10 protein-coding genes, 1 tRNA gene and 2 pseudogenes are annotated in these 13,883 nt (G+C 40.4%); 9 read left to right on the forward strand and 4 right to left on the reverse strand.

Annotation, left to right across the window (positions count from 1 at the left end; translation table 11 throughout):
* Positions 1–301: 301 nt before the first annotated feature.
* A tRNA-Pro gene (locus OGM16_08565) sits at positions 302–375 on the reverse strand.
* 243 nt (positions 376–618) lie between these two features.
* Between OGM16_08565 and OGM16_08570 the strand changes: the two genes are divergently transcribed.
* A complete protein-coding gene (locus tag OGM16_08570; GenBank protein ID UYJ48254.1) occupies positions 619–1,431 on the forward strand; it encodes an HAD family hydrolase in 813 nt (270 codons plus the stop codon).
* Positions 1,432–1,484: 53 nt separating this feature from the next.
* A complete protein-coding gene (locus OGM16_08575) occupies positions 1,485–3,335 on the forward strand; it encodes an aminopeptidase P family protein (protein ID UYJ48415.1) in 1,851 nt (616 codons plus the stop codon).
* A gap of 76 nt (positions 3,336–3,411) precedes the next feature.
* On the opposite strand, the gene OGM16_08580 is transcribed toward OGM16_08575, so the two are convergent.
* On the reverse strand, positions 3,412–4,017 hold the full coding sequence (locus tag OGM16_08580) for a prolyl-tRNA synthetase associated domain-containing protein (protein UYJ48255.1): 606 nt from the start codon (positions 4,015–4,017) through the stop codon (positions 3,412–3,414).
* A 93-nt stretch (positions 4,018–4,110) separates the two neighbouring features.
* On the opposite strand from OGM16_08580, the gene rlmD reads away from it, so the two are divergent.
* On the forward strand, positions 4,111–5,568 hold the full coding sequence (gene rlmD / locus OGM16_08585; protein UYJ48256.1) for a 23S rRNA (uracil(1939)-C(5))-methyltransferase RlmD: 1,458 nt from the start codon (positions 4,111–4,113) through the stop codon (positions 5,566–5,568).
* A gap of 466 nt (positions 5,569–6,034) precedes the next feature.
* Here rlmD and OGM16_08590 read toward each other — a convergent pair whose 3' ends face one another.
* Positions 6,035–7,249: an IS256 family transposase gene (locus OGM16_08590; protein ID UYJ48257.1), complete on the reverse strand. Its 1,215-nt coding sequence runs from the start codon at positions 7,247–7,249 to the stop codon at positions 6,035–6,037.
* 226 nt (positions 7,250–7,475) lie between these two features.
* Positions 7,476–8,792 (reverse strand): IS4 family transposase, encoded by a 1,317-nt coding sequence (locus OGM16_08595; protein UYJ48258.1) that lies wholly within the window; start codon positions 8,790–8,792, stop codon positions 7,476–7,478.
* 272 nt (positions 8,793–9,064) lie between these two features.
* On the opposite strand from OGM16_08595, the gene OGM16_08600 reads away from it, so the two are divergent.
* The 6 genes and pseudogenes from OGM16_08600 to OGM16_08625 all read left to right on the forward strand — a co-directional run bounded on the left by OGM16_08600 (position 9,065) and on the right by OGM16_08625 (position 13,863).
* Entirely contained in the window at positions 9,065–9,448 is a 384-nt protein-coding gene (locus tag OGM16_08600; GenBank protein ID UYJ48259.1) for a DUF1344 domain-containing protein, read from the forward strand.
* Between the two features lie 518 nt (positions 9,449–9,966).
* Positions 9,967–10,422: an IS200/IS605 family transposase gene (gene tnpA / locus OGM16_08605; protein ID UYJ48260.1), complete on the forward strand. Its 456-nt coding sequence runs from the start codon at positions 9,967–9,969 to the stop codon at positions 10,420–10,422.
* Positions 10,423–11,766: 1,344 nt separating this feature from the next.
* Positions 11,767–12,078, forward strand: a pseudogene (locus OGM16_08610) (transposase).
* A gap of 369 nt (positions 12,079–12,447) precedes the next feature.
* Positions 12,448–12,819, forward strand: a complete 372-nt coding sequence (locus tag OGM16_08615; protein ID UYJ48261.1) for a hypothetical protein — start codon at positions 12,448–12,450, stop codon at positions 12,817–12,819.
* A 13-nt stretch (positions 12,820–12,832) separates the two neighbouring features.
* Positions 12,833–13,387 carry an extracellular solute-binding protein gene (locus OGM16_08620; protein UYJ48416.1) on the forward strand — a complete coding sequence of 185 codons (555 nt, stop codon included), beginning with the start codon at positions 12,833–12,835 and terminating at the stop codon, positions 13,385–13,387.
* A pseudogene (locus OGM16_08625) lies at positions 13,378–13,863 on the forward strand (response regulator). Before OGM16_08620 ends, OGM16_08625 begins: the two are co-directional and overlap by 10 nt.
* The last annotated feature ends 20 nt before the right edge of the window (positions 13,864–13,883 follow it).

Genomic DNA, 13,883 nt, shown 5'->3' on the forward strand with positions numbered 1-13,883 from the left:
ATTTGCAGGTGAAAAATATTGATAATTTAATATTTTTTCGATAGAATCTATATGATGATGCCAGGGGCAAAAGAGTGGAAATCCGGAACAGGCTTGCCAGCAGGAGGATTTTTGGACTTGGGACCTGCTAAAAACATGAGTAAGAAGCCAGTATTTAAAGAAAAATAAGCGGATTAGGGATGTTTTTAGAATTGCGGAAGTGCAAAGCATACAGCAATTCGGTATCATCTGGAACGGTGATCAAAAAAATAAGAGCTTCTGATGACTAAAATCATCAAAAACCCTTAATAAAAAAAGAAAATCGGAGTAACAGGATTTGAACCTGCGACCTCTCGGCCCCCAGCCGAGCGCGCTACCAAGCTACGCCATACTCCGATGTTCATAACTATTATAGTATAACAGAAAAGAGGCTGTTTGAAAAGCCCCGATTTTGTTTTTTTGTAACTGTTCAGAGCCAAGCAAAATTTCAAAAAACAGGTATAAAATGCTTGCATTTTTAAAACTGTTTTTGAAATTTTATTTGGCGGATACGCCACACCGACGAAATGCGTAGCATTTTGGAGGTTGGCTCTGAACAGTTACGTTTTTTAATGTATACCGCAATGAGGAGTTTTTCAGATGATCAATAAAAAGACAGGCAGCAAAACAGATAAGAAAAGGATCGTAAGTTTTGATCTGGATATGACACTTTTAGATCAGGCTACATGGAAGATACCGGACAGTGCCATAGAAGCGGTGGAGATGCTGCGAAAAGACAGTATTATCGTCATCGCCAGCGGCAGAAATATGGATGGAATGGTCAGTGTGGGCTACAAAGAACAGATAAGGCCAGATGCAGTGATCCATATGAATGGAACCCGTGTGGTTGCCGGGGATGAACTGCTGTATGAGCATTTTATGGATAAAGAGCTTTTAAAACGCCTGCTTTCCTATGGGGAAGAAAGGGAAATTGCCGTGGGGCTGACGATCGATGATAAGGATTACTTTGTGAATCCGGCAGAGGTAGAACGGATCGACAAGATCCGCTGGGGAGAGAGCATGCGTGATTTTCAGGATCCCTGGAAAATGCTGGAACTGCCGGTACGCACGTTAGCTTATATTGGAGAAGCTGGTCCGGTGTCTGATCTGGAGGCACATTTTCCGGAACTTAAATTTCCATTATTTTCCAGCCGGTTAGGGGCAGATATTATAGAAATACAAGCATCCAAGGCAAATGGACTGGTACGTTTATGTGAATACTATGGAATGGATATAAGCCAGACGGTGGCATTTGGAGACAGCATGAATGATTATGAGATTGTTCAGGCAGCAGGAACCGGGATTGCCATGGGAAATTCAGTCCAGAAGCTGAAAGATGCGGCTGATTATGTGACAGATGATATTGCCCGGGATGGAGTATGGAAGGCATGCAGACACTTTGGATGGATATAGATGAAAATATGCAGCCATGTGAGTACAGGAGAAGGAGATAGAATATGAATACAATGAATGGCGGATCAGCGGAAAAAATGACCGTGGATCAGAAATTAGAATTGCTCAGAACAAAGATGAAGGAACGTGGCATGGATGCCTATATGGTGCCTACTGCTGATTTTCATGAGTCTGAATATGTGGGAGATCATTTTAAATGCAGACAGTTCCTGACAGGTTTTACCGGTTCTGCGGGAATTGCAGTAGTGACCATGAAGGAAGCATGCCTGTGGGTAGATGGAAGATATTTTGTCCAGGCGGCAGTACAGCTTCAGGGAACTTCTGTAAAAATGATGAAAATGGGGCAGGAAGGCGTGCCTTCTGTAGCCGGATATCTGGAAGCAGAAGTGCCGGAAAATGGCTGTCTGGGTTTTGACGGAAGAGTAGTCAATGCATTGACCGGCATTGATCTGGAAAAGCGCCTGAAAGAAAAGAATGCAAGGATCCTTTGCAGTGATGATCTGGTGGGTGAGATCTGGGAAGACCGTCCGGCGCTGTCCATGGAGCCGGCATGGGCATTACATGAGAAATATGCAGGAAAGACAGCAGAAGAAAAATTAAAAGAGCTTCGTGCAAAAATGAAGAAGGAACATACGGATATGTATGTCCTGACATCGCTGGATGATATTGCATGGCTGTTAAATATCAGGGGAAATGATATTGCTTATAATCCGGTAGTGCTTTCCTACGTGATCGTAACAGAGGATAAATTGTATCTGTTTGTAAATGAAAAAGTGCTTCACGGAGAAGCATATCCATATATGGATAATTATCATGATATAGATATGGTTAAATACCTGAAAAATTTAGGAACAGAAATACTGCCTTATGATGATATTTATAAAATGGCAACAGATATTACCGGACATAAGATTCTTATGGAGAAGCAGCATATCAATTATGCGTTGTATAACGTGCTAAAGGATAAGAATGAACTGGTTGATAAGATGAATCCCACTTCTGATGCGAAAGCAGTGAAGAATGCGGTTGAGATTGAAAATGAGAAGAGGGCTCATATTAAGGACGGTGTAGCTGTTACCCGTTTTATCTACTGGTTAAAGCACCATATTGGAAAAGAACGTCTTACAGAGCTGGGTGTCCAGGATAAGTTAGAGGAATTCAGGAAGGAGCAGGAAGGCTATATTGAGCCAAGCTTTGCTACGATCTCTGCTTATGGGGCGAATGCGGCTATGTGTCACTATTCTGCAACAAAGGAAAGTGATACGGTACTGGAAGATCATGGATTTTATCTGGTAGATTCCGGTGGCCAGTATTATGAGGGAACGACAGATATTACCCGTACCATTGCGTTAGGAGAGCTGACAGAGGAAGAAAAAGAGCATTTTACTCTGGTCCTTATAAGCATGCTGCGATTAAAAGAAGTGAAATTTTTATATGGGTGCAGAGGCTTAAGCCTTGATTATGTGGCAAGAGAGCCATTTTGGAGCAGAGGACTGAATTTTGACCATGGAACTGGTCATGGCGTGGGCTATCTGTTAAATGTTCATGAAAGACCAAATGGTATCCGCTTCCGTATGGTGCCGGAGCGACATGATAATGGTGTTCTGGAAGCTGGAATGATCACTTCTGATGAACCGGGACTTTATATTGAAGGAAGCCATGGTATCCGTACAGAGAACCTGATCCTTTGCGTAAAGGATGAGAAGAACCAGTATGGCCAGTTTATGAAGTTTGAGTTTCTTACCTTTGTACCGGTTGATAAGGATGCGGTAGTGAAGGAGCTGATGACAGAGAGAGATATTGCTCTTTTTAACGCATATCACAAAGATGTGTTTGAGAAGATCAGTCCATATATGGATGACCAGGAGAAAGAGTGGTTAAGAAAGGCAACGGCCCCGATTTAAGGGACCATTGCGGCCAGCTTCAGGTATCTGTGCAGGTTGGGAATGCATTAAAGATGTATCTGCTAAGTTTGCTGGATTATTCTGCGTATGGAAGATCTACCATGGTATAGTCATGGTGGATAGCAGGGAGGATCTTGTTTAACAGGTCTTCTGTGCGGAATTTCAGGCTGGAGGTGTTGATGCATGGATGACATCCGAAGTAAGGATGATTCTTTAGGATATCTTTGTCTATGAGCAGCCGGACTTTGTTTTCTGGATCGTTCATCAGACCGAGAACACTGACAGAACCGGGAGTGATGTTAAGGTACTGTTCCATAAATTCCGGTTCGGCAAAGGAAAGGCGGGCGCTGCCGATCTGCTTGGAGAGAGCGGCTGTTTTGAACTTTTTGCGGCCTGGAAGGATCAGCAGATAGAAGGCAGTTTTCTGGGTATTGCGAAGAAACAGGTTTTTGCAGATTTCAATGCCTAAAAGATTACCTACTTCCTGGCATGCTTCCATAGTGGGAAGTGTGTCATGGTCTGCACGGGCATAGGCGATTCCAAGGGAGTCTAACAGGTCATAGGTGCGTATCTCCTTTGGAAGACGGCTGGTAGTATCTGCCGGGCGGCCAGTGTATATAGTATGGTCAATATAGTAAGAAACAGGATCTTGTGATGTGGATGTTTCGCTCATAAATGTCACCTCGTTGTTTTAGGATGTTTGGATGTTAATAAGTACGATTATAAGAGCGAAGAAATAAATTGTCGATAGGATATGAATAAAAAAGGTGTAAAAATGCAGGAAAAAAACGTGCAGGGAAAGAAAAAACAGGAAAAGAAAGTTCAAGGGAATAGATCCCAGGAAAATAGAATACAGGGAAAACGAGTACAGGAAGGAAAAAAACAGGGAAGCCCCAAAAGGGAAAATAAAAGACCGGAAAGCAGAGCTGTGAAAGGGGTAAAGCCAGAGCAGAAGCAAAGGTCAGAGCAGAAGCAGAGAACAGAGCAGAAGCAAAGGTCAGAGCAGAAACAGAAGGCGGCAAAGTTTGGAAAGCCGGTTCTGAAACAGCAGTCTGGCCAGAACGTGGAAAAGGGAAAGAAGAACGCTAAAAAGAGCATGTGTCCTGTTATGCGTCAGTGTGGCGGATGTCAGATGCTGGATATGCCTTATGCAGAGCAGTTAAAGACGAAAAGAAAGCGTCTGGAAACATTGTTGAAGGGAATCTGTCCTGTAAAAGACATGATAGGAATGGAAGATCCGTTTTATTATAGAAACAAAGTTCATGCTGTATTTGATAGGGATAGAAGGGGCAATATTATTTCCGGTATTTATCAGGAAAATACCCATAATGTAGTACCTGTGGAGAAGTGCATGATCGAGGACCAGAAGGCAGATGAGATCATTGGCACTATTCGCGGTATGTTAAAGTCCTTTAAGATCCGTACATTTGATGAAGATACTGGTTATGGCTTGCTGCGCCATGTGCTGATCCGCAGAGGCTTTGAAAGTGGGGAGATCATGGTGGTACTGGTAACAGCTTCCCCTGTATTTCCGTCAAAGAATAATTTCGTAAAGGCATTAAGAGAGAAACATCCGGAGATCACCACCATTGTCCAGAATATCAATGGACGGGGAACCAGCATGGTACTGGGGGAAAAGGAGCATGTGCTGTATGGAAAAGGATATATTGTGGATACGCTGTGCGGCTGTAGCTTCCGTATTTCTTCCCGTTCTTTCTATCAGGTAAATCCGGTCCAGACGGAGAAATTGTATACAAAGGCTCTGGAGCTGGCTGGACTGACTGGAAAAGAGACGGTTGTGGATGCGTATTGTGGTATAGGAACTATTGGTATTATTGCAAGCAAAAAGGCCCAAAATGTGATTGGCGTGGAATTAAACCAGGATGCAGTCCGGGATGCCATCAACAACGCCAAAATGAACCAGATATCCAATATCCGTTTCTTCTGCAATGATGCCGGCCGTTTCCTGGTCAATATGGCAGAGGCTGGTGAAAAAGCCGACGTAGTCATCATGGATCCCCCGAGAAGCGGAAGTACCGAAGAGTTCATGGATTCCATTGCAAAGATGGGAGCGAAAAAAGTAGTTTATGTTTCCTGCAACCCAGAGACATTGGCAAGAGATCTGGCTTATATGAAGAAGCTGGGGTATAAGGCGAAGGAAGCAGTAGGATTTGATATGTTTCCGGCTACGGAGCATGTGGAAACAATTTGCAGTTTAACCCGCATAAAATAAGCATTTCCAAGGCTTTTTGAAGTGTGGAAAAGGGCGGTTTGCCACCCATTTGCCACTCTAATTCTAAAAAACTTCACTGAACACAAGAAAAGCATTGAACCCGTTGAACTTTTGACGGATTTAGTGCTTTTTCAGAGGGTGTAAAAATTCTTTTGTCTATGGAAAGTAAATCTTTCTGATAAGAAATAGATATGTAAAATTTTGCTGTCGAATTAATGATTATGCGGCTGTCGAATATATCTTTGTACTTACAGTATTGCCATGTAGGAAAATTATATACATCATTTTCGATTTTTTTGCATGACAAGTAAGGCATCATGATTATTGCCTTTTGTGGGCTCTGCCCACACCCGACCTCTGGAATAGGATCGGAAATTTCTGGCAATATTATAAATGCCGAAGGAATAGACAGAGAGCAGGAATAAGGGGCTTAAAAGAGCTTCCCCATTCCTGCTTTTCTTTTCTCTTACAGATAAGCAGTAAGCCGTTCTCCGTAAAGGACTATCAGCTGATTCAATACCTGATCCCAGTTCCGGTATCTCTGCGTCCACTTTTTGACTACGTTCTCGCTGGCAAGATACAGCATCTTTTCCAATGCAGAATCGCTTGGGAATACGCTTTTCGTTTTCGTGACTTTCCGATACTGGCGGTTCAATCCTTCTATGATATTTGTCGTGTACATAATGCGTCTGATATCATTAGAAAACTGAAAAAAGGAACTTACATCTTCCCAATTATTTTCCCAGTTACTGATCGCGTACGGATATTTCTTCCCCCATTTTTCTTTCATGTTTTCCAGCTCTGTTAAAGCGGCTGTTTCGTTCGGAGCATTGTACACTTCTTTGAAATCCGAGGAAAACTTTTTCAGATCATTATAATTTACATATTTGAAAGAATTGCGTAGCATATGGATCACACATCTCTGGATCTCTGCCTGCGGATAAACTGCCTGAATAGCTTCTTTAAAACCCGGAAGACCATCCACGCAGAAGAAAAGGACATCTTTTACTCCGCGGTTCTTAAGATCATTAAGCATCCCAAGCCAGAATTTGCTGGTTTCATTTGCGCCTACTGTGATGCTGAGGATATCTTTGTATCCCTCCACTGTAACGCCAAGAACTACATACGCAGCACGACTCAGGATTCTGCCATCCTCACGTACTTTATAATGAATACAGTCCATAAAGACAAACGGATAAACCGGGTTCAGAGGACGGGACTGCCATTCCTTAACCTGAGGAAGTATTTTGTCTGTGATCTTGCTGACCATTTCAGCTGATAGCTCAATTCCATAAAGATCCTGGAGCTGGTCGTGGATGTCACGTGTACTCATACCACGGGCATATAAAGATATCACTTTTTCCTCAATCCCGGAAATATCTCTCTGGTATTTAGGGATGAGTTTTGGTTCAAACTCACCGTTACGGTCTCTTGGTACGTCGATTTGAAATTCACCGTATTGACTCTTTAAGTTTTTTGTAGAATGACCATTTCTTTTATTGTCTGTCTGTAGATCTCCCTTATGGTTTTTCTCGCAGCCAAGAGTTGCATCCAGTTCTGCCTCCATCAGCTCCTGCAGGATATCCTTGAAACTGTCTTTCAGAAGCGTGTATATATCTGCAACGCTATTAATGTTGTTTTCTGAGATGATCTGTCGAATTTGTTCTTTTGCAACTGCCATAAAAAATACTCCTTTTCGATAAGAATTGTCATATCTGAATTCTTACCAAAAAGGAGTTATTTTTTACCAAAAACACAAACTATTTTACACTACCCGACGATTTTACGCAATGTCATTAACTTTAGCAAAAAGCAGAAATCGTAAGCCTTTATAAAACTATGATTCCTGCTTTTTGTTTTTTATATGAGCATACGTATCCCCCTTCTCTATATGCGTATTTTTCAGCTCAGTACGCTCTTTTATGGGTATTCGAATATTTTCCTGCTAACCGCCCATTCGTTCTGATATAATGCCGATCAGGACGAATAGGAACAAGATTCTTACTGATATCTTCGTATATTTGCTGAAATAATATATTTCTCTTTTGATCATCCGTTTCAAGAAGTATATAAATCAGATCATTTTTTAAGATTCCAATACTGACAATCTGATTGATCATCATTTTATGTTTTCTGTTTGCTTCTTTCTGATCCAGTTCACGCTCTGTGTCTAATATGATATCTTCGGCTAAATTGCTCAGATATATAGTGCTGTATATATCTTGTAATAACAGAATGGGTTTTGTACCTGTAAAATTTTCTAACTGCAACCGACTCTTTAGTGTTTCATACGCAGTCTCTATTCCCCACCTCATATGATATAATTCTTTGATTTCTTCTGTATGAAATTCAGTTTGTGGAAGATTTGTAGCTAAAACTTCTAAACTTCCGTTTTCTAATAGGATTTTTACCATACGCAATGAAATTTCACCGAGTTCTTTCATACGTTCTCCATCCGGTGTCCCCTCGTAGTGTCTGATCCTTGACTTATCAAGTTTTATTTTAACTAGCTGGTCATTTTCTGCTAAACTGCTTTGCTCTTTTTTGTAATCACTGCTTTTTAAACGTACGATAAATTTAATATCCTTATCCATCATATGTATAAACGCTGGCGTAGAAGGATAGCCTCTGTCCATGATAATAATGTAGGGAATGTTGCCTATTGTTTCCGGTATTCGCTCCATCTGTTTTTTGGCCAGGCGCATTTCATTAAATTTCACCTTATTACAGTCACTCTCCAGTATCATACGATTCATTACATCATAAATACAGCCTAATCCTATTTGAGCTTGGGGCTTTGTATTTTTTCGGCTTGCAGAACCGTACAGTTTCAGTGTTTCAGCAGTGGTAGGAATATTAATATCTGAGCCGTCAGCGGCTAATATTAAATGATCTTTGTAAGTTGAAAAGATGGAATCTGCATAAAAGTTACGGTTATGATATTTATATAATTCTAAAAAAGCATCTGGATTAAGTTTCATACGCTGTTTCAGATATCCTGGTTTTGAAATAGACACACCAGGATGAGCAAGTTTCATATAATTTCTCAGTTCCAATGCCAACGTCAGCCCCTTTCTGTTTATCATTGTGAAAAGAAGATCCTGAAGAGGCATTTTTCGAATTCTGGTAAAATGATTTTTATTACCTGATCGGCAAAATGCCTTAAATTCATCAGAACTCATTTTTTCTATATCCATGAATGTACGTTTCTGAGAATGTTTCATGTATAATCACATCCTTTTTTGAGCAGGTTCATGGCTTCTTTTTACAATATAAGCATATCAAAAAAAGCAGGAGATATCTAATCCTTTTAGGAATAAATATCTTCTGCTTTTAAGTTAATGACATTGCGATTTTACGACCTTATTCATACGTCAGATAGCCATTAAAAAAATTAATGAAAAATTTTTAGAGCTTTTGAAACTTTTCAGGGTTTCAATACGTCTAATTAGTGTAATTAAAAAAATCAAATATTATTTAGTTTGGAGGCTTTATTATGAAAAAAAGAAATCTTATTGCAGTTTTGATGATGACCGCGGCTTTGGCTGCTGGATGCGGTGCCAAGGCTGATACAACCACAGCAGCGCCTACCCAGGCGGAAACGACCCAGGCAGAAACTACCCAGAGCGAGACAATTCAGTCTGAATCGCAGAAAACAGAGGAAAAAACGGAATCTGTGACAGGAAAGATTGAGGAGATCAAGGATTTTATGTTCACGATCGAGAGCGATAAGGGTATCTATGCAATGACATTCGATACCGCACCGGAAGGCTTATCAGATGTTAAAGAAGGAGATGAGGTAACGGTAACCTATACGGGAGAGCTCAGCGAAGTGGATGCGTTTACAGGAACCATTATTTCTGTGGAGAAAGCAAATTAATGTGATGAGAAAACGCTTAAATTTATCACTGGATGCCAGGAATATTCATAGGCCCGGCTGGGATATGTATTGAAGATTTTTAGCAAAGAATTACGGCCAAAAACCCGCTGCTATATGGAAATCATGCAACAGCGGGTTTTTGACCGTTTTTTATATGGCCGATAATGTTCTGCACTAAAATATATAGGATGTGTATGAATGTTGAGATAATTATATGTATTTATTTTCGCCATATGCAAGTAGATATTTCTAAATTTTCATTGCTCCCTCGGCTTTTTCATTGAATAAAAAAGTGCATTGGTTGTATAAATTCCTTGATTGCCGGCGCATCAGCGCCGTTTTTATTATGGACTTTAGTCTGTTGAGCCCATTGGAGTTTTTCGTTGTTCCGAAAAATGGAGATGGGCGAAACAATAAACCACCCGCTATGCGGGTGCGCGTCGATTGTTATACAAAAAATCACCTTTCCGTTTACAATAGAGTTGTTCAGGCTGTATTGCAGAAAGGAAAGGTAATTTATGGCGAAGAAAGAAAATTCACTTGCGCATATGAAATGGATGTGCAAATATCATATCGTCTTCACACCTAAGTATAGACGAAAAATAATTTACAATCAATACAAAGCGGATATAAGAGATATTATAAAACAATTGTGTAGTTATAAAGGTGTTGAAATTATTGAGGGTCATCTAATGCCAGATCATATCCATATGTTAGTAAGTATTCCGCCAAAGATAAGTGTATCATCATTCATGGGATATTTAAAAGGGAAAAGTGCGCTTATGATATTCGATAAACACGCAAATTTAAAGTATAAATTTGGAAATCGTCATTTCTGGGCAGAAGGATATTATGTTAGCACAGTAGGATTAAATGAGGCTACAATAAAAAAATATATCCAAGAGCAGGAAAAGCATGATATAGCAATGGATAAGCTAAGTGTAAAGGAATATGAAGACCCTTTTAAGGGTTAATGCCAAGTAGTAACAATACCCTTTAAGGGGTAGCGACGAGTCAAGAGCAATATGGCTTGAACGGAGCTGTGGGAAGGCTGTGTAAACAGAATTCCCACAGTCTAAAGAGAAAGCCAGCGCCTTGAGACGCTGGCCTAGTAACAAGGGCTTATAGCCCTAGTGCAAACCACCCGTTGGACGGGTGGTTATGATTTTCTTTTCCATTTATCTTTCTATTTATTCATTGAATGCGCCGCCTGATGGCGGCAAACGCCTGACGGCGAGCGAACAAATTAGGGGAACCTGGTATAATCCACGATAATTACCGATCCCTTACACGCAGGATAAATTTTCATGTGCAAGGAAGCTGAATGAGGCGATGCCGGTAGCATCGTCGATTGAAGCTGACGCGGCAGATGGAAATTTAGACAAGTGAAAGGGGCGGATAATTATTGTGGATTATACTAGTGTACTGTATCATTCACATTTCGCATAATGACTTGCCTGAATTTCCATCTGCTGTGTTGTCGTCAATCGACGATGCCACCGCATCGCCTCATTCCTTCGCCTTGCAGATTGAAAATTCATTCTGCGTCATTTTGCTGAAAGTGAATGATACAGTACACTAGTGGAGAAATATTTTTTCGAGAGGTCAGGAAAATAGTGGGAGAGAAGGAAGTTGGGGTTTGGAATTGCATATGGCGAAATTAAATGCATATAATGATGTGAGTGTCAAAAGTAAATTTTGCCACTCACTGATGTAACCGGATTGCTCCATTGCTATGCAATTCCCGCAATCCTCGAACACCTCAAACTCCCATAAAATGGCGTGTTCACACCATTTTATTTCGTTTTCGGTGTTCGGCGTGTCAATAAGTATAAATTGCTTATTTGTGCGAGCACAAACGCAATTTATACTTTTGACACTTACATCATATAATTTATCTACACTACTCTTTTTCGAATATGAGGCGGTATTATTAAGCAGAAAATATGGCAATATCCCTCATGATGCCAGGGGTGTTTCATAAAGAAAAATTAGAATTCAATAAATCCCTTTAAAATTAAGGACTGCCAGGAATTATACATTTTCCTCAGGGATTTCGCTTTTAAGATAAAAAGTTCCCCGTTTTGCCAGGGATTCATCTGGCAGAACGGGGAATTCTCATATTGAATAAAAAGTTACTGTTTTTTCTGCATAAGCAATCAAAAAGGACACCTTTTATTGTATAATTATGTTACCCACAAAACAATATAATGGTATCGTAATTTAAGACACTTCAAGAGACATTTCTTAATGAATCTGATATACTGTAAACACTACAGAAAGAAGGATCATTATTATGTCTCGAACAAGAAGAAATCTTCATTAAAGAAAGCAAGTCTGGTTTTGATTTTGCTGCTGTAAGCAGCCATAACCGGATTGTAAATGCAAACAGGGTTCAGGTACATGCTCTTGCGTATAACATATTTAACTGGTTTAGACGACTGGTATTATCCGCAAAAATGCGGAAACAACGTATTGATACCATACGTTTAAAGTTGCTGAAGATTGCCGCAAGGGCAGTGCATTCAGCAAGATATATCATATTCAAGCTGTGCAGTAGCTGCCCTTATAAGGAAGAATTCTATGATACTCTTTCATCAATAGGAAAGCTAAATGTACAGCTGGAATAACAACTATTAACGAACCACAACAGCCCAATAATTGTTTCAAAACTGAGCATAGGGATTTTATACCCTTTTTCGGCTGGTTTTGAAAAAGTTATGGCTGCAACGGATCATTTTGGGATTCGCAGAGCAGTCTTTAGATTAGAAATTGCTCTATGAATAATTCAGGATGAGTGTCCTTTTCTGGATCTTATACCCCAAAGCACTGGACTACTGAATAGTGGCAGGTGCTTTTTTCGATTTTAAACAGTAAAGAAGTGATATTTTTCTTGTGTACGATGGGGCGTGGGCGTATAATAAAATTAGTTTTCTGAATTTTGAGACAACTTGAATGGTCAGCAGAAGAAAACAGGAGAAGACAGGAAAAGTAAAATTATGAAATTAAGAAAAATACTGTGGGTATCTGTTGCAGCGGTATTGTTTTGTCTTACCGGCTGTGCAGATAAAAATGGATCTGGTGAACATGAAGCGGTCACGATCCTGGCTCCTTTTTTAGATTGCGATCGTCTGGCTGCACTGGTATATGAAAGGTATCCGGAAGTAAACCTGGAGATCCTTTCTTATTCTGGTGCAAATACAACAGCTTACTTACAGAATAGGTTAGCTGCAGATGATCTGCCGGATATTTGTACGCAGACAATCTATGATCCGGACATCAATGACGTGAGCGATAAAATGATCGATCTTTCCAGTTATGATTTTATGGATAATTATTATAGAAGCCAGACTGCAGGATATCTCAGATGATGGAGCTATTTATATGCTTCCGTCAGCCTATAGCTGCATAGGCATCACTTATAATAAGACTTTATTGGAAGAGCATGGATGGTCTCTTCCAAAATCATTTACTGATCTGGAAAATCTGGCAGCAGAAGCGAAAGAGGCTGGAGTACAGCTGTGCCTGGCACAGACCGAATATCCGGGTTATGGTTTTCAATATATGTGCAACATTGCGGATACCGCATTTTCAGGCACTTTCCAGGGTAAGCAGTGGCAGAAGGATCATCTGACAGGAAAGGCAAATGTAAGGGATGCTCAGGGAATGAAAGATTGTATGGAATATATTCAGAAATGGAAAGATATGGGTATGTTTACTGCGAATGAAAAGAATTCTCGAAGCGATGAGGAGACCAGAAAAGAATTTATGGAAGGAAATACTTTATTTTTGCTGGGAAGTAAAAAGGGTATTGGGGAAACAGATGATACAGGGGATAAGTTTGGTCTAATGCCATATCTTTCAGAGGATGGAAGCCAGAATGTATACATTTTGAATATGGAACGTTTTTATGGTCTGAGTAAAAGGTATCACAGATAGAAAAAGATGAGCCGGATGGCAATATCCTGAAAGGCATGAGGTTCCTGTGTGCAGAAGATAATGAGCTAAATGCGGAGATCTTGACAGAGCTGTTAAAGATCGAGGGTGCAGAGTGTACGATCTGTGAAAACGGTAAAAAGCTTGTGGAGACCTTTGGACAGTCTGTGCCAGGGGAGTATGACATGATCCTGATGGATGTGCAGATGCCTGTTATGAATGGTTATGAGGCAACAAAGGCGATCCGCCAAAGTTCACATGAACTGGCAAAGATGATCCCGGTCATTGCCATGACTGCCAATGCATTTTCAGAGGATATCCAACATTCTCTGGCAGCAGGCATGAATGCCCATATTTCAAAGCCAGTTGAGATGGAGGTGCTGAAAAAGACTATAAAAAGCATAAAAATCAATGGGGGGGCGCAAATACCGATTAGTAAATTGTACCGACAGGATATGGAAATGAGGTTTTTAAGGTGAAAAAAGGGAAAAAAGTTACG

The organism is Lachnospiraceae bacterium, from assembly GCA_025758065.1.
In the GTDB taxonomy this organism is placed as follows: domain Bacteria; phylum Bacillota; class Clostridia; order Lachnospirales; family Lachnospiraceae; genus Enterocloster.